The sequence below is a fragment of the Pseudonocardia adelaidensis genome (assembly GCF_039543345.1).
Lineage (GTDB): Bacteria > Actinomycetota > Actinomycetes > Mycobacteriales > Pseudonocardiaceae > Pseudonocardia > Pseudonocardia adelaidensis.
The window spans coordinates 77227-95343 of sequence record NZ_BAABJO010000037.1 but is presented as its reverse complement, the minus strand read 5'-3'; the positions used below and the strand labels follow the sequence as shown (position 1 = coordinate 95343).

Here is an 18117-nt window from a genome sequence, read left to right as displayed (position 1 = left end):
TTCCGACGATCTGCCTACCCTCGTATGCTCCGCTCACAGGGGCCTCCTCGAGTCGATGGTGTGAGCACCCCGAGCATGAGCCGGGGACCACGAGGAGCGGAGGCCCCGCTCCTTCATCTCATCAAGGACCAGGTGGTCATGCGCCCGCGGACGGCACGGTCGAGCCGCGCGGGGCGACCACGAACGCGACCGCGGTCACGGCGGCCGCGACGGCGAGCACGGCGGTCAGGCCGGTCGCCGGATCGGGCGCGGCGAGCAGCACCCAGCCGAACCCGGCCGCGCCGAGCGAGCCGCCGAGCTGGCGGGCGAACATGAGCGTGCCCATCGCGGCGCCCATGCTCTCCACCGGCGCGAGGCCCATGCCCAGCAGCGTGTACGCCGCCATGCCGAGACCCAGTGCCGCGCCCGCCGAGGCGAGCCCGGCGACGGCCACGGCGTAGCGCAGGGGCGCGGGCTCGGCGGCGAGCCGGGGGAGCGCGGCGAGCAGCCCGAGGCCCGCGATCCCGAGCGCGAGCGAGAGCCGTCCCCACGGCGCGAGCCGGCGGCGCCTGCGGGCCAGCACCGAGAACGCGGTGCTCGCCGCCAGCTGGCCCCCGGTGAGGGCGAGCAGCAGCGCGCCCGTGAGCGCGGTTCCCGCGCCGAGGCCGGTGGCCAGCGCGAGCGGGACGAACGCGAACGTCCCGAACAGCGCGACGCCGGAGAGCGCGGTGACGGCGACGGCGCGGGCGAGCTCCCCGACCGCGAACAGCGCCGGCGGTACCAGCGGGTGTGCGGCCCGCCGCTCGACCCGCACGAACGCGACGGCGCAGACCACGACGGCACCCGCCAGCAGCGGCGACCACAGCGGGTTGCTGCCCAGTGCGTCGCTGGACCCGAGCGTGACGAGGGCCGCGCCGCCCAGCGCGACCAGCGTGGCGCCGGCGACGTCGAAGGCGCCGCTGCGCCGGCCGCGCTGGCCGGGCACCGCCCGCCACCCCAGCGCCAGTGCGGCCGCGCAGAGCGGCAGCGGCAGCGCGAACACCCAGCGCCAGCCCGCGGCCGCCGCGACCATCCCGCCGAGCGGCGGTCCGGCGAGCGCGGACACGCCGAAGACGGCGGTGCTCCAGATCTGGCGGCCGATCCGCTCGTGCGCGTCGAAGAGCTCGCCGATCGCGCTGATCGCGGTGACGACGAGGCCGCCGCCGCCGATGCCCTGCACCGCCCGTGCGGCGAGCAGCGCCGGGAACGTCGGGGCGAACGCCGAGGCCAGCGAGCCCGCCGTGAACAGCAGCAGGGCGGCGACGAACATCGCCCGGCGCCCGTACCGGTCGCCCATCGCCCCGTGCACCGGGGTCGACACGGTGACGGCCAGCAGGGACACGGTGAAGACGCCGGGCGCGGCCTCGGGCTGCCCGAGATCGGCGCCGATCGCCGGGAGGGCCGCCACCACGACCGTGCCCTCCAGCTGCGCCACGAGCATGCCGAGCAGCAGCGCGGCGAAGGCGGGTTCCCGGCCCCGCGTAGATACTTGCATATCGCACACGCTATTGTGTGCGTATCGCACGCGCAAGGAGGATCCGTGGAGACGGCTGAGCCGGGGGCGGCGCTGTTCCGCCTGGTGCGGTACTGGTCGCGGCGGTGGATCCTGCAGGCGTCCGAGGAGCTCACGGGGGAGCAGCGGCGGGTGCAGGACATCCTCGTGCTCGACGCCGTGGAAGCGGCGGCGCGCCGCGACCCCGAGGTGGCGGTGACCGACGTCGCCCACCAGCTCGGAATCGACCGGTCCGGCGCCAGCCGCTTCGTCACGGCGGCGGTGGAGCACGGGTACCTGGAGCGCCGTGCGGCCGGGGCCGACGCCCGGCGGGCGGTGCTCACACCCACCCCGGCCGGCCGCGAGCTGCTCGCCGGCTCGCGCGCGTGGCAGGAGCAGGCCTACCGCGAGCTCACCGCCGGATGGGACCCGGAGGACGCCACGCGGTTCGCCGGCTACCTGCGGCGGCTGGAGTCGGAGCTGCCCTGAAGCCCGGACACGCTCCGTGCCTGCCGGAATGGATACGCCCCCATTCAGGTGGTCGGTCTTCACCCTGTGTTGCGGGCGACGTCCGTGACCGCTTGTCGAGCAGGGATCGGCGGCACCGAAAGAAGGCGTAACCAAACGCGGAGTAATGGACTCATCCGATCGTGGTATCGAATTGTTGGGAACCGGAGTGGCCCACTAACGTCTTTGTGGTCAGCGACGGCTCCCCAGTCATCAGCGCTGACTCCGATCGGGTCGGTTTCCGCCGGCCCGGCCCCTCGAAACAGGAGATGAACTGTGCTGAAGAAGGCTGGAATCGTCGTGGCCACGGCCGCTGCCGGTCTGCTCGCGGTGAGTCCGCTCGCCTTCGCAGGCGACCACGGCGACCACGGTCACGGCCACGGCAAGATCGAGGACGTCAACAGCGTCGACGGCTCGAACAAGGGCCTGATCAACGTCGCCGGCAACAACCTCTCCGCTCCGGTGAACGCGTGCGACAACCAGGTTCCGGTGAACGTCCTGGGTGTCCAGGTGCCGCTCAACAACACCTCGATCGTCGCCGACCTGACCGGTGCGCTCGGCGGCAGCCTGCTGGGCGCGTCCGACACGGATGCTGACTCCGACGGCGACACGACGCTCGACGACTCCTGCAAGGCGGCCGCTGAGACCGGCGACAGCGTCGAGATCGACGACTGATCGTCGAACAGCTCGCCGGAACGGCGCCGGGCCTCGGGGTCCGGCGCCGTTCCGTTGTTCGGGGGCGTTCGCCACGGCGCCGGCGCAAGGGCGGGCGGTCACACACAAACTTCGGCGCTCACACAGCAACTGCAGTTGGTGTGTGAGCACCACGCTTGGTGTGCGAGCGGGAGGCGGCTCAGCCGGACTGCGGCTGCAGCACCAACTCCCCGTCGCGCACGTCCACCACCACGCGGCCGCCGGCGGCCAGCTCGCCGCCGATGATCATCCGGGAGAGCCCGCGGTCCACCTCGCGGGCGATGGTGCGCCGCAGCGGGCGGGCGCCGAGCTCCGGCTGGTGGCCGCGCTCGGCGAGCCAGTCGACCGCGGCGGGCGTGACCTCCAGGCCGATGTCCTGCGCGCGGAGCCGGTCGGCGGTGCCCTCGAGCAGGAGCTCGGTGATGCGCCGCAGCTCGCCGCGGTCGAGGGCGGAGAAGAGCACGATGTCGTCGATCCGGTTGAGGAACTCGGGCCGGAAGTGCACGCGCGCCATGCCGAGCACACCCTCGCGCACCTGGTCGGTCAGCCGGCCGGTGGCCGACAGGAGCCGGTCGGCGCCCAGGTTGCTCGTCATGATCACCACGGTGTGGGTGAAGTCGACGGTGCGGCCGTGGGCGTCGGTGAGCCGGCCGGCGTCGAGCACCTGCAGCAGCGTGTTGATCACCTCGGCGTTCGCCTTCTCGATCTCGTCGAGCAGGAGAACGGCGTAGCGGGTGCGCCGCACGGCCTCGGTGAGCTGGCCCGGGTCCTCGTAGCCGACGTGGCCGGGCGGGGCGCCCACCAGGCGCATGGCGCTGCCCCGGTCGGCGTACTCGCTCATGTCGAAGCGCAGGAGCGCATCGACGCTGCCGAAGAGCGCCTCGGCGAGGGCGCGGGCGAGCTCGGTCTTGCCCACCCCGGTGGGGCCGAGGAACAGGAACGACCCCACCGGCCGGTCCGGATGCGCGAGACCGGCCCGCCCGGCGCGCACGGCGTCCGCCACGGTCTCGACGGCCTCGTCCTGCCCGACCACCCGCCGGTGCAGCAACGCCTCCAGGTCCAGCAGCCTGCGCCGCTCGGCGCCGGTGAGGCGGGCGACGGGGATGCCGGTGCTGTCGGCGACGATGCGGGCCACGTCGTCCGCCCCGATCTCCACCGTGCCGCCGGCCTCCCGCCGGGGGCCCAGCGCGGCCTCGGCCGCCTCGATCTCGCGGGTGAGGAGGTGGGCGCGGTCGAAGTCCTCCACGTCGACGGCCACCTCACGCGCCCGCCGCAGCTGGTCGAGCTCGTCCGCGCCCGCGCGATCGGCCGGGCCCGGCGCCGGTTCGCCGGAGCGGATCCGGGCCCGCGAGCTCGCCCGGTCCAGCAGGTCGATCGCCTTGTCCGGCAGGAACCGGTCGGCCACGTAGCGGTCGGAGAGCTCGGCCGCCGCCACGAGCGCCGCGTCGGAGATCCGCACGCCGTGGTGCTCCTCGTAGCGCTCCCGCAGGCCGCGCAGGATCGCGATCGTGGCCTCCACCGTCGGCTCGGCCACCGGCACCGGCTCGAACCGGCGTTCCAGTGCCGCGTCCTTCTCGATGTGCCTGCGGTACTCCCTCATCGTGGTGGCGCCGATCAGCCGCAGGTCGCCACGGGCCAGCGCGGGCTTGAGCAGCGTGGCCGCGTCCATCGGAGCGCCCTCCGCCGACCCGGCCCCGATCACGGCGTGCAGCTCGTCCAGGAACAGCACGATGGACCGCTCGGCCGCCACGACCTCGTCGATCACGCCGGTGAGCCGCTGCTCGAAGTCCCCGCGGTAGCGGGTGCCCGCGACCATTCCTCCCAGGTCGAGGGCCACGACCCGCACGCCGCGCAGCGACTCGGGGACGTCGCCGTCGGCCACCCGCTGGGCGACGCCCTCCGCGATCGCGGTCTTGCCGACGCCCGGATCGCCCACCAGCACCGGGTTGTTCTTCGTGCGACGGGCCAGCACCTCGATCACCTGGTCGATCTCGGTGTCCCGCCCGATCACCGGGTCCAGCGCACCCCTGGCCGCGTCCGCGGTGAGGTCCCGGCCGAACCGGTCGAGCTTGGGGGTCCGGCCACCGGCGGCGGGCCGCCTGGCTGCGGTGCCGCCCAGGTTGCCGCCCAGGGTGTCGCCGAGCGTGCTCTCGAGGTTGCCGATGAGTCGCTCGAAGAGGTCGTCGAAGGGCCCGGAGCCGGGTCCGGGTCCGGGTCCCGGTCGATCTTGCGGCACGTCCACCTCCAGGTGCTCCACCCCGATGGTCCTCCGTCCGGGCCGTTCGCGCCGCTCCCGGCCGTCAGGAAACGGGCAGCGCGGGCCCGAGGACGTGGAAACCGCGGTCGTGCCCTCGTGGGCCTCGGCGAAGCGCTGGGCCGCGTCGGTCCAGTTGACGACGTTCCACCAGGCCTTGACGTAGTCCGGCTTCACGTTGCGGTGCTGCAGGTAGAAGGCGTGCTCCCACATGTCGAGCATGACCAGCGGGATCTGGCCGGCGGGGAGGTGGGTCTGGTCGTAGAGCGGGTGGACCAGCAGCCGTCCGCCGAGGGTGTCCCAGCCGAGGACGGCCCAGCCGGAGCCCTGGATGGTGGTGGCGGCCGCGGTGAAGTGGGCGCGGAAGGCGTCGAAGGAGCCGAAGTGGTCGTCGATGGCGGCGGCGAGCTCGTCGAGCAGGTCGTTGGTGGCGTTGACGTAGGTCTGGTGGTGCTTGGAGTGGTGCAGCTCCATGATCTCGCGGCGATGTGCGGGGCGAGGGCGCCGTAGTCGTAGGGCAGGTCGGGCAGCGTGTACGTCATGATCCGATCGTCGAACCTCGACCCGGGGTTCACCTCACGCCATGGCGCAGATCACCTACGCCGGCGGGAGTAGGCGAACCGCCGACTCCGAGCGGACGACACCGCAGCGGGTGCGGCCGAGGATCGGGGGCATGGACGTGCAGGTCGTGCAGGTACTGCGCCCGCGCCGGGTCTGGTTGATGCTGCTGGTCGCCGTCGTGGCGAGCGCGGTCATGGTGGCGCCGTACGCGCTGCTCGACGTCGGGTCCAGCCGGCTGGACGTCGGGGGCGGGCTGCATTACGGCCTGCTCGTCGCGCACGTCTTCACCGCGACGGTGGCGCTGGTGCTCGGCCCGCTGCAGTTCGTGCCGGCGATCCGGGCCCGCAGGCGGTGGCACCGCCGGGTCGGGCGCACCTACCTGCTCGTGGGCGTGCTGCCGGCGGCGGTCACCGCCGTGCCGGTGGCGCTCCTGTCCGGCCGGATCGTCACCCAGGTCGGGCTCGTGATCCCGGCCGTCGGGTGGCTGGTGACCGCAGGGCTGGCGGTCCGCGCGATCCGGCGCGGCGACGTCGCGGCACACCGGGCGTGGATGACGCGCAACTACGCGCTGACCTTCCTGGCCGTCACCGCGCGGATCCTCGTGCCGCTCGTGCTGCTGACGGGGCTCGCCGTCGGTGCCATTGCCCCGGCCGACGCGCCGACGGCCGCCACGTCCCTGATCCCGGTGGGTCAGGTGCTCGGCTGGATGATCAACCTGGTGGTGGCCGAGGTGCTCGTCAGGCGAGCTCGACGGTTCCCGACGGCGTCGCGATCAGGGCGCGCAGCGCCGGGGCCGGTCCCCGCTCGACCGTGACGCCGGTGCCGCCCGCGACGCCCGCGACGTCCAGGGCGGCGAGCCGCCGCCCCGTGCCGGCCGGGTCGGGATGGACGAGGGTGAACGACGCCAGCCGCGCACCGGTCGCGGCGCTCAGGCTGGGGTGCTCCGTGTCCCCCCACGCGATGAGGAACGGCAGCACGTCGGGCACGGTGGCAGGCGGCGGGGTGAGCCGCCACGCCAGCCGCACCCCGTCGCCGCGCAGCCGGGCCATGTCGCGGGCGGCGCCCGGGTCGTGGCCGCGGGCGCGGGCGGCGGCCACGGCGGCGTCGAGGTCGTCGACCCGCACCGCCCACGCCACCAGCCGCGCCGCGCGCAGGCCGTCGATGCCGAACGGTCGCGCCTGCCCGGGTTCGGGCTGGTCCGCGTCGGGCCCGATCGCCTCGAGGTAGGTGCCGCCGCCGAGGTCGGCCAGCGCGTTGCGGGTGCCCAGCCCGTCGTGGGCGCCGCCGGGGCTCGTCACGAGCCCGCGGCCGGCCAGGTCGGCGACGGTGGCGTCGAGGTCGGGGGTGGCGAGGACGAGGTGGTTGATCATGGGCCGATCATGCCGGTCGAGAGGCTCGTGGGGCCGCTCGCCAGGACCGCCGCGGCGAGCGCCTTGGTGGCCGGGCGGTCCTCGGTGCGCGGGTTGGTGAGCAGGACGAGGTCGAGGTAGCCGAGCTCGGGCAGGCGGTGCTGCGGCCCGAGCGGGGTGAGCTGCACCGGCACGAGGCTGCTGGCCAGCGCCGAGATCCCGATCCCCGCCGCGACCGCCCCGATCAGCCCGTTGACGCCGCGGCAGATGCACGCCGGCCGGTAGGTGATGGTGGCCCGCTGCAGCGCGTTCTCCATCGCGGAGCGGGAGAGGCTCGGGTTCGGGTAGACGACCAGCGGGAGCGGCTTGCTCGGGTCGAGCCGGGTGGACGCCGTGCCCACCCAGACGAGCCGGTCGCGCTTCACGAGCTGTCCCCGCGGCTCGCCGCGCGGGCGCTTGCCCACGAACAGGTCCAGCCGGTCGTTCTCCAGCCTGCGGTGCAGGGACCCGCTCTGGTCGATGGACAGGTCGAGGTCGACGAGCGGGTTGTTGCGGCGGAAGTCGCGCAGGATGTGCGGCAGCCGGGTGAGCGCGAGGTCGTCGGACATCCCGATCCGCAGCCGCCCGTGCGGCCGCTCCTCGTTGAAGTAGTTGGCCGCCTGCTCGTGGGCCGCGAGGATGGAGCGGGCGAAACCGATCATGGCCTCCCCGTCGGGGGTCATGGCCACGGTGTGGGTGTCGCGGTGCACGAGCACGCGCCCGGTGGCCTCCTCCAGCTTGCGGACGTGCTGGCTCACCGTGGGCTGGCGGATGCCGAGCCGCGCCGCGGCCTGGGTGAAGCTGCGGGTCTGGGCGACGGCGAGGAAGGTCCGGAGCTGGGCCGGGTCGTAGATCGTCTGTGCCATATTGCTCCGTGATAACAGTTAGTCGGCTGATCGGCGTTCACAATACGGCACCGGCGGGGGACACTGAGGTACGGATTTCTGCAGAACTACGAAAGGTTATCCGTGACAACGGCTGCGGCCGACATACCCGTGAGCGGGACCACATCCACCACCGATTCACCGCGCCGCAGCGGCACATTCGCCGCGTTGCGCGTCCGCAACTTCCGGATCTACGTCAGCGCTCACGCGGTCGCCAGCACCGGCACGTGGATGCAGAACATCGCCCTGGAATGGCTGGTCCTCGAGGTCGGGGGGAGCCCGGCCGCCGTGGGCGTCACGATGGCCTGCCAGTTCCTCCCGATGCTGCTCCTCGGCCTCTACGGCGGGATGATCGCCGACCGCTATCCCAAGCGCGTCGTCCTGATGATCACCCAGAGCCTGAACGGCCTCCTGAGCGCCGCCCTCGCCGTGCTGACGATCGCCGGGCAGATCCGGGTGGAGCACGTCTACCTGTTCGCGCTGGCGCAGGGCCTCGTGTTCGTGGTCGACAACCCGACGCGCCAGATCTTCGTCAACGAGGTCGTGCCGGAACGCTACGTGCGCAACGCCATCGCGCTGAACGCGGCGGTGTTCCAGACCAGCCGCCTGATCGGCCCGGCCGTGGCCGGCGTCATGATCGCCACGGTGGGGTCGGGGTGGGCGTTCGCCGCGAACGCCGCGTCCTACATCGCGCCGCTCACCGGCCTGATGCTCATCCGCTCCGCCGACCTGATCCGGACGCCCCCGCTGGAGCGGGCGCCCGGCCAGCTGCGCTCCGCGCTGCGGTACGTGGCCGAGCGCCCGCACGTGGCGTGGACGATCGTGCTCGTCGGCGTGGTCGGCACGTTCGGGCTCAAGTTCCCGGTGGTGCTCACGGCGATGGCCGACCAGACGTTCGCCGGCGGGGCCGTCAGCGGGGCGCAGCTCTACGGGCTGTTCAACGTGGTGATCGCGGTGGGGTCGGTGGCCGGCGCGCTGATCGCGGGCGGGCGCACGCACCCCCGGCTGCGCACGATCGTCCTCGCCGGGGCCGCGTTCGGCGCCGCCCAGCTCGCCGCGGCGCTCGCCCCCGGGCTGGGGGTGTTCCTCGCGGCTCTGGTGGCGATGGGCATGGTGAACCTCGCGTTCCAGGCGATGGCGAACTCGTCGGTGCAGTCCTGGGTGGACGGCGGCGTCCGCGGCCGCGTGATGAGCCTTTACATGCTCGCGTTCGTCGGCGGCACGCCGCTGGGCGGGCCGGTGGTCGGCTGGATCACCGACGCGTTCGGCGCCCGGGCCGGCATGGCGTTCTGCGGGCTGGTCCCGCTCCTCGCCGCGGCAGGGGTGGCGTACGCGCTCTCCCGGCACGCGCGGACTGTCGCCGAGCCGGCGCCCGCGTAGGGTCGTCACACACCGACCCTGGCGCTCACACACGAACTGCAGTTGGTGTGCCGGCACCAGGGATGGTGTGTGAGCGGCCCCGAGCCGGCCTAGCGACCGAGGAGCTTGTCCAGCCAGCGGATCTGGGCCTGCCGCTGGTAGGACTCGCCGCCCTCGTGGTCGTTGAAGCGGTAGACCTCGATCTCCTTGTCGGCCCTGTGCTGGTTCGCCCCGTAGTTGTTGAATGCGGCGTACACCGTGGAGGGCGGGCAGATCAGGTCCATCAGCGCCACCGAGAACAGGCTCGGCGCGGCCGCGCGCTTGGCGAAGTTCACCGCGTCGAAGTAGGACAGCGTGTGCAGCACGTCGTCCACCCGCGTCCGGTGCACCGCGAGGTAGCGGGTGAGCTCGGCGTACGGGTCCTTGTCGCAGATGTCGAGCGCGCGGGCGAAGTGGCACAGGAACGGGACGTCGGGCAGCGCGGCCACGAGGTCCGGCACCAGCCCGGCCGCGGCCAGGGTGATCCCGCCGCCCTGGCTGCCGCCCTGCACGGCCACGCGCCCCGCGTCGACGCCGGGCAGCGTGCGCACAGCCTCGACGGCGCGCACCGCGTCGGTGAACACCCTGCGGTAGAAGTAGGTGTCCGGGGCGTCGATGCCGCGGGTCATGAAGCCGGGGGTGGCCGGACCGGAGCCGTGCGGGTCGGCCGTGCGCCCACCCCCTCCCCAGCGCGCGCCCTGCCCGCGGGTGTCCACGAGCAGGTGCGCGTAGCCCGCGCTCGCCCAGCGCAGCGACTCGCCCGGCAGGTCGCGGCCGCCGTTGTAGCCGATGAACTCGACGACGGCGGGAAGGGGGCCGTCGGCGCCGTGCGGCACGGTGAACCAGGCCCCGATGCGGTCGCCGCCGAACCCCGCGAAGGAGACGTCCCGTACCGCGACCGTGCGGTAGGGCATGTCCACCTCCTCGGACCTGACGTCCAGGGCGTGGGCGCGGGCCTCGTCGAGCGTCCGCGTCCAGAACGCGTCGAAGTCGTTCGGTTCGCGCACGTCGGGCCGGTAGGCGACGAGCTCGTCAAGGGGCAGATCGGCGCGGGCCACGGATCTCCTGTCCTCGGGTGGGGATGCCAGGAGACGATATCCCGCGGGGACGTCAGAGGCTCTCGATCGCGCTGTCGAGGTCCGGGTACAGCGGCAGAATCTGCTGCAGGTTCATCGTCTCCCACGGGCGCAGCACGGCGCTGTTGTCGGCCGGGGCCACGAGGCGCAGCGGGGGCAGCGGCTCGGGCGGGCGCGAGCGGTAACCACCGCTGCCGGCCGGCGCGGTCGTGCGGGTGGCCAGCTCGGCGAGGGTGCCCAACCCGGACGAGCCGAGGAAGCTCACCGCCGTCAGGTCCACCACGAGGCCGGTGAGGCCCGGCCACCGCAGCGTCTCGTCGACCGTCGTCATGAGCTCGCGTGCGGTGAGCAGGTCCAGCTCGCCGGTCACCGTGACCACGGCGACCGAGCCAATCCGCTTCGCGGTCAGCGTCATGGCGTCCGCATGGTCGCTGGGGCTGGGGGCGCTGTCGCTCATCCCGGCACCGTATCGGGCGCGGCGGCCCGCTCGCGACGTGGCGCGTGACCGGTGTGGTGGACGACCGGCCACGGGGCGTGAGTGACGGGGACAGGTGTAGCCCGTCCGGGCGAGACTCACCCGCGTGGTGTTACTGGCACCGCCTGCCCGGGTAGCCGACGACGTGTGGATCTCGCTCGGGGTGCCGGTCGCCGTCCTGGTGGCGACGTTGCTGCTGCAGCGGCTCGAGGCCACGCTCCTGAATACGCCCGAGCGGGCCGAGAACAGTGATCATCCGGCACCGTCCGAGTCCCTGCCGCTGCTGACCACCGGCCCGCTCGAACCGCCCCCTCCGCGGCACGAGCCGGAGCATCCCGCGCTCCGCGGGGCGGCCTGAGACCTGCCAGGCCCGGGTCCTCATGCCCCTCGACGGTTGCCGGGCCCCAGGACGAGCAGCAGGCCGACGATCACGGCCGCGATCATGAGCAGTGCGGTGGCCACGTTGTTCGGCACACCGAGCACCCGGGCGGCGTCGGCGCCGGGGGCGTGAACCGGGTCGCCCGCGAAGTAGTACGAGGTGCCGGGCCACCACCCGGCGGCGATCACCGCGATCCAGAACGCGCCTGCCAGGTAGCCACCCATCGCCATGGTGAAGCGGTCGGTGACCGGACGTGCGAGCAGGCACACCAGCGCACCGCCGCCCAGTGCGACGGCGGCCAGGAACGAGATCGCTGCGTGCAGCTTGGCGTGGGCGAGCCACGCGGGGTTCTGCATGTGGGCGCCCGCGAGCACGACGCCGTCGAGGAGCACCGGGAGAACCACCGTGGCCGCCGCGACGATCACCAGGAGAACCCGGCCGATGCCGGCCCGCCGGCTCGCGGCGGGACCGTCGGTGAGCGGGGCGGGCGGCGCCACGGGTGGTGTGGGCGTGGACGTCGGGAAGTCGGACATCGGATCTCCTCAGAAGATGGGACCGTGAGGAGATTGTTACATATGTTACTGCTACATATGAAGCAGTACCGGGTGAGCTAAGGTGCGGCCATGACTGCCCCGGTCCCCGGCGAGCTCCCGCCCTACGCCGTGGGGCAGCTGCTGCGCCGGGCCCACAGCCGGGCCGCCCGGGCGTTCAGCGAGGCACTGACCCCGCTGGGTATCGAGGGCCGCCACTTCGGCGTGCTCGTGGTCCTCGCCTTCGACGGGCCGCAGACCCAGCGGGACCTGGCGGAGCGCGTCGGAAGCGACCGGGTGTCGATGATGCGGGTCGTCGACGACCTCGAGGCCCGCGAGCTCGCGGTGCGCCGGCCGGTGCCAGGGGACCGGCGGCTGCGCGCGGTGGAGCTGACCGACCACGGTCGGGACGTCTTCCACGCTGCCGAGAAGTCCGCTCGCGAGACCAGCGATGCCCTGCTCGCCCACCTCGAGCCGGCCGAGCGGACCGCGCTCACCGGACTGCTCCTGCGGTTCCTCCAGGGGACGGGTCCGGCGGCCCCGTAGCGCGCCCGGATGCGCGCTCCTCGCTCACGACGCGGGTGCGGGTGCCCGGCGGGCCCGCACGTGGTGTGCGACCACGGCGAGCGTGGCCGCGAGGAACAGCACCTGCATGGCGGTGCGGGGCAGCAGGGGGGTGCCGGTGCCCTCCAGTGCGGCGTGGACGTTCGCCGGGAACATGGCCACGAGCAGCACGGCCAGCCCGCCCGCCGCCCAGTGCGCGAGGCGGGGGAGCAGGAGCCCGGCGGCGCCTGCGAGCTCGAGGACCCCGGTGAGCGCCACGAGGAGCCCGGGCGCAGGCAGCGCGGGCGGCACCATCGCGATCAGCTCATGGCGCATCCCGACGAAGTGGACGACCCCGGTGAGCGTGAACATCGCCGCCAGCCCGCCGCGGAGCGCGACCGGCCACGGCCGGAGTGCGCGCACGCCGAGCGCGGCCGCGCCGAGCAGGATCACCGTGACGGCGACGAGGGTGATCAGTGGTTCCATGACGCTCTCCGGTCTTGTCAGTGACAAATTGGCACTGACAAGATGCAGGAGAGCGAGCATCTTGTCAACGACAAGACTCGGTGCCGGCCCACCGGGGTCGTGAGTGGATACGAGTGCTCCGGCACTCGTATCCACTCACGGGGTGGTGGGGGTGGCCGCCGCCTCCCGGAGCAGGGCGAGCCGGATCTCCCGGGCGGTGGTCATGTGCTGCCGGGCGATCTCCCGGGCTGCCTGCTCGTCACGGTCTCGCACGGCCGCCACGAGCCGGGCGTGCTCGTCGAGGGAGGTGGTCCAGCGGTCGCCCACCGAGAGGGTCGACCGCGGCGCGTGCACGAGGTGGATGGAAAGGCGGTCCAGCAGGTCGAGCAGCACCGCGTTGTGCGTGGCGTCCCAGACGGCGGAGTGGAACTCGAGGTTGGTGCGGGTGCGGGTGGCGTCGTCGGGGTCGGGGAGCGCGCGGTCGCGGGCGAGGAGCCCCTCCAGCCGCATCAGGTCGGCGTCGCCGCGGCTGCGCGCCGCCTGCCCAGCGGCCTCGGCCTCCAGTAGCACGCGCATGTCGTAGACCTGCACCACCTCGTGCGGGTCGATCGAGCGCACCTGCATGCCGCGGCCGCCGGGCGCGAGCAGCCGGTCCTGCTGCAGCCTGCGCAGCGCCTCCCGCACCGGGGTGCGGGACACGCCGAACCGCTCGGCCAGCGCGATCTCCCGCAGCGGGGTGCCGGGCGGGAGCGCGCCGGACAGGATCTGCCCGCGCAGGTGGGCGTAGACGGTCTGCGCGTCCGTGCCCGTCATGCTCCTCAGGCCACCGTTCCGGCCCGCCGCCCGAACACCGAGCCCGCGGTGAGCCCGCTGCCGCCCGGGTAGTTGCCGCTGAAGAGCCCGCCCAGCATCTCGCCGCAGACGAACAAGCCGGGCAGCGGCGTGCCCGCCGCGTCGAGCACCCGCCCGGAGGTGTCGGCGCGCAGCCCGCCGAACGTGAACGTGATCCCGCAGGTGACGGGGAAGGCGTAGTACGGCGGGGTCTCGCACGGGATCGCCCAGTTCGACTTGGGCGGGTCGACGCGGGCGCTGCGCCCGTCCTTGACGGCGAGGTCGAGCGGGACGTCCCGGTCGATCGCCGCGTTGAACTCCTCCACGGTGCGGGTGAGGGCCGCGGCGTCGACGCCCATCCCGGCCGCGAGCTCGGCGATGGTGGAGCCGGTGACGACCGACGCGCCCGGCATGTCGTACTCCTCGGTGCGCAGCTGGGGCCGCGTGGTGGCGTCGAAGACCTGGAACGCGAGCCCGTCGGGTTGGGCGAGGATCCGGGCGCCGTACTTGGCGTAGGTGTAGTTGCGGAAGTCGGCGCCCTCGTCCACGAACCGCTCCCCGCGCTTGTTGACCATGATCCCCAGTGGGTAGCCGCTGCGGGTGAGCTGGTTGGTCAGCTCCCGGTCGCCCTCGTTGCCGGGGAACCAGGCGTCCCAGGCCACGCTGTGGCAGCTGCCCCAGTCGCCGTACGGCGCGGCGCCCGCGGCGAGGGCGGCGGTGAGCATGTCGCCGGTGTTGAGCGGGGTGCCGCGCACCCTGGCCCGCCCCCAGTCCTCGCCGAGGTGGCGCCTGCGCATGTCGGCGTCGGCCTCGAAGCCGCCCGCGGCGAGCACCACGGACTCCGCGCGGACGGTTCCGGTGCGCCCCTCGCCGTCGCGCCAGGTGACGCCGGGACCGTCGGGCAGCAGGTCGAGGGCCCGGGTGCCGTAGCGGATCTCGACGCCCGCCTTCTCCGCCGCTGCGGTGTGCTGCTCGATCAGGCCCTTGCCACCCCCGGTGCTGCCCACCGCGAGCCCGCCCCAGAACACCTGCCGCCCCTGCGCGTCCGGGTACGCCTGGCGCTCGTACATCAGCCGGTAACGCAGCCCCAGCCCGTGCAGCCAGCGGATCGCGTCCTGGCTCTCGCCGACCAGCACCGCGGTGAGCGCGGGGTCGTTGCGGCCGCCGGTCACCTTCGCCATGTCGGCGGCGAACGCCTCGGCCGGGTACGGCGGCAGGACGCTCGTGGCGTGCCGGTCGTCGGGGTCGAGCAGGTCGGCGAGCTCGGCGAGCCCGCCGTGGGCGATCCGGACGGCCCCGGCCGTGAAGTAGCTGTTGCCGCCTGCCTGCCCGGGCTCGCCCTTCTCCAGCAGCAGCACCCGCCGGCCTCGCTCGGCCGCGGCGTGGGCCGCGCTGAACCCGGCGTTGCCGCCGCCGACCACGACGACGTCGGTCTCCTCGTGCATGGCACCTCCGCTTGTGCTCGACTGCACATCACTGTATACAACCGTCGACAAGATGGTCGGACTGTGACGGAGACGGCGATGCAGCCACCCGGGACGAGCGACGGGCACGCGCCGGGCCGCAGCCGGCGAAGCGGGGTGATCGCGCTGGTGGCGGCGGTCGCGGCCACGGCGGCCGTCGTGCTCACCGCACCCGCCGGGAACCGGGGCGGCGCCGTGCAGGACGTGCTGGGCGTCGAGCAGCTGCGGATCATGGCTCCGGCCGCGCCGGGCGGGGGCTGGGACCAGACCTCGCGGGAGATGCAGAAGGCCCTGCGCGAGGTGGTGGGGCGCACCGAGGTCTACAACGTCGCCGGTGCGGGCGGCACGATCGGGCTCAGCCAGTTCCTCCGCCACGAGGGCGACCCGTCCGAGCTGATGACCACCGGACTGATCATGATGGGCGCGGTGGTCGCCAACGGTTCGCCGCACTCGCTCACCGACACCACCCCGCTCGTGCGGCTCACCACCGACTACCAGGTCGTGGTGGTCGCCGCCGACTCCCCGCTCGCCGACGTGCCCGCCCTCGCGTCGGCGATGCAGGCCGACGTCGCGGCGGTCTCGATCTCCGGCGGGTCGGCGGGCGGGGTCGAGCAGATCATGGCCGGGCTGCTCGCGCAGGCCGTCGGTGCCGACCCGGCCCGGGTCAGCTACGTCGCCCACTCCGGTGGCGGCGAGGCGCTCACCACGGTGCTGTCCGGGCGGTCGACGATCGGGATCTTCGGGCTCTCGGAGATCGAACCGCAGATCGAGGCGGGCACGGTGCGCGCACTCGCCGTGTCGAGCGCGCAGCGCCTGCCGTCGCTGCCCGACGTCCCCTCGCTGAAGGAGTCGGGGCTGGACGTCGTCGTCGAGAACTGGCGCGGGGTCGTCGCCCCCGCCGGCATCTCCGACCAGCAGGAGCAGGCACTCGAGGACATGCTCGTCCGCATGGCGCACACCGACGCCTGGCGCGAGGCGCTCGCCAAGCGCGGCTGGGGCGATGCCCTGCTCGCCGGGCCGGAGTTCGAGGACTTCGTGAAGTCCGAGCAGGAGCGGGTGTCGCGGGTGCTCTCGCAGATCGGGTTGGGGGGCAAGTGATGGCTGACGAGGACCGGCCGGTCCAGGTCGACCGGCACACCGTGCTCGCGACCGCCGCGTTCGGCGGGCTGCTGCTGGCGGCCGCCGTGCTCGTGATCGTCGACGCCGTGCGGCTGCCGGCCACATCGGCCGTGGTCGGGCCCGCCGCCGTGCCGCTGCCGGTGGGCGTGGCGCTCGGCGTGGTCGGCGCACTGCTGCTCGTCGACGCCCGCCGCCAGCTGCCCGGGGCCGGGGCCGGCACCGCGTGGCAGGCCCGGGCCGGGCTGCGGGTGCTCGGCCTCGTCGCGGCGCTGGTCGGGTTCGCGCTGCTGCTCCCGCTGCTGGGCTACGTCGTCACCGCCACCGCGCTGTTCGTCGCCGCGGCACTGCTGCTCGACGCCCCGCGCGACTGGCGGGTGCTCGCATGGGGCTGGGCGCTCGCCGCGGTCGTGTTCCTGGTGTTCGACCGGCTGATCGGGCTCATGCTCCCCGCCGGGCCGTGGGGGTTCTGATGGACCAGGTGAGTCTCCTCCTCGAAGGGTTCGCCGGCGCGCTGACCCCCGAGCACCTGCTGTGGGCGTTCCTCGGCGTCACGATCGGCACTGCGGTGGGCGTGCTGCCCGGCATCGGCCCCGCGCTCACCGTCGCGCTGCTGCTGCCGATCACGTTCCGGCTGGAGCCGTCCAGCGCGCTGATCATGTTCGCCGGCATCTACTACGGCGGCATGTACGGCGGGTCCACCACGTCGATCCTGCTCAACACGCCCGGCGAGAGCGCCTCGATGATCTCGGCGCTGGAAGGCAACAAGATGGCGCGCGCCGGGCGGGCGGCCGCGGCCCTCGCCACCGCGGCGCTGGGCAGCTTCGTGGCCGGCACGATCGGCACCGTCGCTCTGACGTTCCTCGCGCCCCTGGTGGCCGACTTCGCCACCGGCTTCGGCCCGCCGGAGTACGTCGCGCTCATGGCCGTCGCGTTCGTGACGGTGAGCGCGCTGCTCGGCCCGAACCTGCTCAAGGGCTTCGCGAGCCTGCTCGTCGGCGTCACGATCGGGCTGATCGGGATCGACGCCCAGACCGGGCAGCCCCGCCTCACCTACGGCATCGACGCCCTGCTCGACGGCATCGACGTCGTGATCGTGGTGGTGGCGCTCTTCGCGCTGTCCGAGGCGTTCGGGCACCTGCTCACCGGCACCGGGCACGCCACCGTCGAACCGCTGCGCGGCCCCGCCGTGCTGTCCCGCTCGGACTTCCGGCGCTCCTGGCCCGCCTGGCTGCGCGGCACCGTGTTCGGGTTCCCGATCGGGAGCCTGCCCGCAGGCGGCGCCGAGGTGCCCACGTTCCTGTCCTACGCCGCGGAGAAGCGCCTGTCCCGCCACCCCGAGGAGTTCGGGCACGGCGCCATCGAGGGCGTCGCGGGTCCGGAGGCGGCCAACAACGCGGCCGCGGCCGGCGTGCTGGTGCCGCTGCTCACGATCGGCCTGCCCACCTCGGCCACCGCCGCGGTGATCCTCACGGCGTTCCAGTCCTACGGGTTGCAGCCGGGGCCGCAGCTCTTCACCGAGTCCGGCGCGCTGGTCTGGACGCTCATCGCGAGCCTCTACGTCGGCAACGTGATGCTGCTGGTGCTCAACCTGCCACTGGTGCGGATCTGGGCCCGGCTGCTCGAGATCCCGGCGTACGGCATCTACGCGGGCGTGCTCGTGTTCGCCACGCTCGGGGCGTACGCGGCCGGCGGCACCACCGTCGACCTGCTGGTGCTGTGCGCGCTGGGCCTGCTCGGGCTGCTGATGCGCACCGCGGGGGTGCCGGTGGCGCCTGCGGTGGTCGGGCTGATCCTCGGCCCGCTCGCCGAGCAGCAGCTGCGCCGCGCGCTCACGCTCTCCGAGGGCGACCCGTCGATCCTGCTGTCCTCGCCGATCACGGTGTTCCTCTGGGCCGTCGTGGTCCTGGCGCTGCTGATCCCGCTCGCGCTGCCGGTGGCCAAGCGGCGGCGGCGTGCACTCACCGGGTCGTGACCGGCGTGCTCCTCCCCGCGCGCGTCGGGCATCCTCGTCCTGGTGGCGGGCGCGTCGTCCTCGCCGCGA

At 73.6% G+C, this 18117-nt stretch carries 19 protein-coding genes; 9 read left to right on the top strand and 10 right to left on the bottom strand.

Annotated elements, in window-relative coordinates; genetic code table 11:
• Positions 1 to 136: 136 nt before the first annotated feature.
• Positions 137 to 1513 (bottom strand): MFS transporter, encoded by a 1377-nt coding sequence (locus ABEA81_RS35200; protein ID WP_345611250.1) that lies wholly within the window; start codon positions 1511 to 1513, stop codon positions 137 to 139.
• Between the two features lie 45 nt (positions 1514 to 1558).
• On the opposite strand from ABEA81_RS35200, the gene ABEA81_RS35195 reads away from it, so the two are divergent.
• Together ABEA81_RS35195 and ABEA81_RS35190 are read left to right on the top strand one after the other, a co-directional pair.
• Positions 1559 to 1999 carry a MarR family winged helix-turn-helix transcriptional regulator gene (locus ABEA81_RS35195; protein ID WP_345611249.1) on the top strand — a complete coding sequence of 147 codons (441 nt, stop codon included), beginning with the start codon at positions 1559 to 1561 and terminating at the stop codon, positions 1997 to 1999.
• 294 nt (positions 2000 to 2293) lie between these two features.
• Complete coding sequence (locus ABEA81_RS35190; RefSeq protein ID WP_345611246.1) at positions 2294 to 2692, top strand: hypothetical protein; 399 nt, start codon at positions 2294 to 2296, stop codon at positions 2690 to 2692.
• A 178-nt stretch (positions 2693 to 2870) separates the two neighbouring features.
• Here the strand turns inward: ABEA81_RS35190 and ABEA81_RS35185 are convergent, their stop codons facing one another.
• Positions 2871 to 5438 (bottom strand): AAA family ATPase, encoded by a 2568-nt coding sequence (locus ABEA81_RS35185; protein ID WP_345611245.1) that lies wholly within the window; start codon positions 5436 to 5438, stop codon positions 2871 to 2873.
• A gap of 199 nt (positions 5439 to 5637) precedes the next feature.
• Between ABEA81_RS35185 and ABEA81_RS35180 the strand changes: the two genes are divergently transcribed.
• Complete coding sequence (locus tag ABEA81_RS35180; protein WP_345611244.1) at positions 5638 to 6339, top strand: DUF2306 domain-containing protein; 702 nt, start codon at positions 5638 to 5640, stop codon at positions 6337 to 6339.
• On the opposite strand, the gene ABEA81_RS35175 is transcribed toward ABEA81_RS35180, so the two are convergent.
• Together ABEA81_RS35175 and ABEA81_RS35170 are read right to left on the bottom strand one after the other, a co-directional pair.
• Complete coding sequence (locus ABEA81_RS35175; RefSeq protein ID WP_345611242.1) at positions 6263 to 6895, bottom strand: VOC family protein; 633 nt, start codon at positions 6893 to 6895, stop codon at positions 6263 to 6265. The genes ABEA81_RS35180 and ABEA81_RS35175 overlap by 77 nt on opposite strands.
• Positions 6892 to 7779, bottom strand: coding sequence for a LysR family transcriptional regulator (locus ABEA81_RS35170; protein ID WP_345611241.1), 888 nt, complete (start codon positions 7777 to 7779; stop codon positions 6892 to 6894). Before ABEA81_RS35170 ends, ABEA81_RS35175 begins: the two co-directional genes overlap by 4 nt.
• Positions 7780 to 7908: 129 nt before the next feature.
• Between ABEA81_RS35170 and ABEA81_RS35165 the strand changes: the two genes are divergently transcribed.
• The gene (locus ABEA81_RS35165) at positions 7909 to 9177 is read left to right on the top strand and encodes an MFS transporter (protein ID WP_345611240.1); all 1269 of its coding nucleotides are present in this window, start codon (positions 7909 to 7911) and stop codon (positions 9175 to 9177) included.
• An 89-nt stretch (positions 9178 to 9266) separates the two neighbouring features.
• Here the strand turns inward: ABEA81_RS35165 and ABEA81_RS35160 are convergent, their stop codons facing one another.
• A complete protein-coding gene (locus ABEA81_RS35160) occupies positions 9267 to 10253 on the bottom strand; it encodes an acetylxylan esterase (RefSeq protein WP_345611238.1) in 987 nt (328 codons plus the stop codon).
• Positions 10254 to 10305: 52 nt separating this feature from the next.
• Complete coding sequence (locus ABEA81_RS35155) at positions 10306 to 10728, bottom strand: STAS domain-containing protein (protein ID WP_345611237.1); 423 nt, start codon at positions 10726 to 10728, stop codon at positions 10306 to 10308.
• 124 nt (positions 10729 to 10852) lie between these two features.
• On the opposite strand from ABEA81_RS35155, the gene ABEA81_RS35150 reads away from it, so the two are divergent.
• Entirely contained in the window at positions 10853 to 11104 is a 252-nt protein-coding gene (locus ABEA81_RS35150; protein ID WP_345611236.1) for a hypothetical protein, read from the top strand.
• A gap of 20 nt (positions 11105 to 11124) precedes the next feature.
• Here the strand turns inward: ABEA81_RS35150 and ABEA81_RS35145 are convergent, their stop codons facing one another.
• Positions 11125 to 11658, bottom strand: a complete 534-nt coding sequence (locus tag ABEA81_RS35145; protein ID WP_345611234.1) for a hypothetical protein — start codon at positions 11656 to 11658, stop codon at positions 11125 to 11127.
• A gap of 90 nt (positions 11659 to 11748) precedes the next feature.
• Here ABEA81_RS35145 and ABEA81_RS35140 point away from each other — a divergent pair, with 90 nt between their 5' ends.
• A complete protein-coding gene (locus tag ABEA81_RS35140; protein WP_345611233.1) occupies positions 11749 to 12201 on the top strand; it encodes a MarR family winged helix-turn-helix transcriptional regulator in 453 nt (150 codons plus the stop codon).
• A 24-nt stretch (positions 12202 to 12225) separates the two neighbouring features.
• Here ABEA81_RS35140 and ABEA81_RS35135 read toward each other — a convergent pair whose 3' ends face one another.
• From ABEA81_RS35135 to tcuA, 3 genes are all read right to left on the bottom strand, one after another.
• Positions 12226 to 12684, bottom strand: a complete 459-nt coding sequence (locus tag ABEA81_RS35135) for a DoxX family protein (RefSeq protein ID WP_345611232.1) — start codon at positions 12682 to 12684, stop codon at positions 12226 to 12228.
• 135 nt (positions 12685 to 12819) lie between these two features.
• Positions 12820 to 13476 (bottom strand): GntR family transcriptional regulator, encoded by a 657-nt coding sequence (locus ABEA81_RS35130; protein ID WP_345611230.1) that lies wholly within the window; start codon positions 13474 to 13476, stop codon positions 12820 to 12822.
• A 5-nt stretch (positions 13477 to 13481) separates the two neighbouring features.
• Positions 13482 to 14939, bottom strand: coding sequence for an FAD-dependent tricarballylate dehydrogenase TcuA (tcuA, locus tag ABEA81_RS35125; protein WP_345611229.1), 1458 nt, complete (start codon positions 14937 to 14939; stop codon positions 13482 to 13484).
• Positions 14940 to 15017: 78 nt separating this feature from the next.
• Between tcuA and ABEA81_RS35120 the strand changes: the two genes are divergently transcribed.
• The 3 genes from ABEA81_RS35120 to ABEA81_RS35110 are packed head-to-tail and all read left to right on the top strand — an operon-like array spanning position 15018 to position 18048.
• Positions 15018 to 16055 (top strand): Bug family tripartite tricarboxylate transporter substrate binding protein, encoded by a 1038-nt coding sequence (locus tag ABEA81_RS35120; RefSeq protein WP_345611228.1) that lies wholly within the window; start codon positions 15018 to 15020, stop codon positions 16053 to 16055.
• Positions 16055 to 16546: a tripartite tricarboxylate transporter TctB family protein gene (locus ABEA81_RS35115; RefSeq protein WP_345611226.1), complete on the top strand. Its 492-nt coding sequence runs from the start codon at positions 16055 to 16057 to the stop codon at positions 16544 to 16546. Before ABEA81_RS35120 ends, ABEA81_RS35115 begins: the two co-directional genes overlap by 1 nt.
• Positions 16546 to 18048: a tripartite tricarboxylate transporter permease gene (locus ABEA81_RS35110; RefSeq protein ID WP_345611225.1), complete on the top strand. Its 1503-nt coding sequence runs from the start codon at positions 16546 to 16548 to the stop codon at positions 18046 to 18048. The genes ABEA81_RS35115 and ABEA81_RS35110 overlap by 1 nt, the downstream gene beginning before the upstream one ends.
• Positions 18049 to 18117: the final 69 nt, after the last annotated feature.

Excerpts from the sequence above, each read along its gene's own strand:
- ABEA81_RS35155 (WP_345611237.1), bottom strand. The coding sequence starts at position 10,728 with ATGAGCGACAGCGCCCCCAGCCCCAGCGACCATGCGGACGCCATGACG.
- ABEA81_RS35185 (WP_345611245.1), bottom strand. The coding sequence starts at position 5,438 with ATGGAGCTGCACCACTCCAAGCACCACCAGACCTACGTCAACGCCACC.
- ABEA81_RS35180 (WP_345611244.1), top strand. The coding sequence starts at position 5,638 with ATGGACGTGCAGGTCGTGCAGGTACTGCGCCCGCGCCGGGTCTGGTTG.
- ABEA81_RS35110 (WP_345611225.1), top strand. The coding sequence starts at position 16,546 with ATGGACCAGGTGAGTCTCCTCCTCGAAGGGTTCGCCGGCGCGCTGACC.
- ABEA81_RS35170 (WP_345611241.1), bottom strand. The coding sequence starts at position 7,779 with ATGGCACAGACGATCTACGACCCGGCCCAGCTCCGGACCTTCCTCGCC.
- ABEA81_RS35140 (WP_345611233.1), top strand. The coding sequence starts at position 11,749 with ATGACTGCCCCGGTCCCCGGCGAGCTCCCGCCCTACGCCGTGGGGCAG.
- ABEA81_RS35120 (WP_345611228.1), top strand. The coding sequence starts at position 15,018 with ATGCAGCCACCCGGGACGAGCGACGGGCACGCGCCGGGCCGCAGCCGG.
- ABEA81_RS35145 (WP_345611234.1), bottom strand. The coding sequence starts at position 11,658 with ATGTCCGACTTCCCGACGTCCACGCCCACACCACCCGTGGCGCCGCCC.
- ABEA81_RS35175 (WP_345611242.1), bottom strand. The coding sequence starts at position 6,895 with ATGATCAACCACCTCGTCCTCGCCACCCCCGACCTCGACGCCACCGTC.
- ABEA81_RS35130 (WP_345611230.1), bottom strand. The coding sequence starts at position 13,476 with ATGACGGGCACGGACGCGCAGACCGTCTACGCCCACCTGCGCGGGCAG.
- ABEA81_RS35200 (WP_345611250.1), bottom strand. The coding sequence starts at position 1,513 with ATGCAAGTATCTACGCGGGGCCGGGAACCCGCCTTCGCCGCGCTGCTG.
- ABEA81_RS35115 (WP_345611226.1), top strand. The coding sequence starts at position 16,055 with ATGGCTGACGAGGACCGGCCGGTCCAGGTCGACCGGCACACCGTGCTC.
- tcuA (WP_345611229.1), bottom strand. The coding sequence starts at position 14,939 with ATGCACGAGGAGACCGACGTCGTCGTGGTCGGCGGCGGCAACGCCGGG.
- ABEA81_RS35135 (WP_345611232.1), bottom strand. The coding sequence starts at position 12,684 with ATGGAACCACTGATCACCCTCGTCGCCGTCACGGTGATCCTGCTCGGC.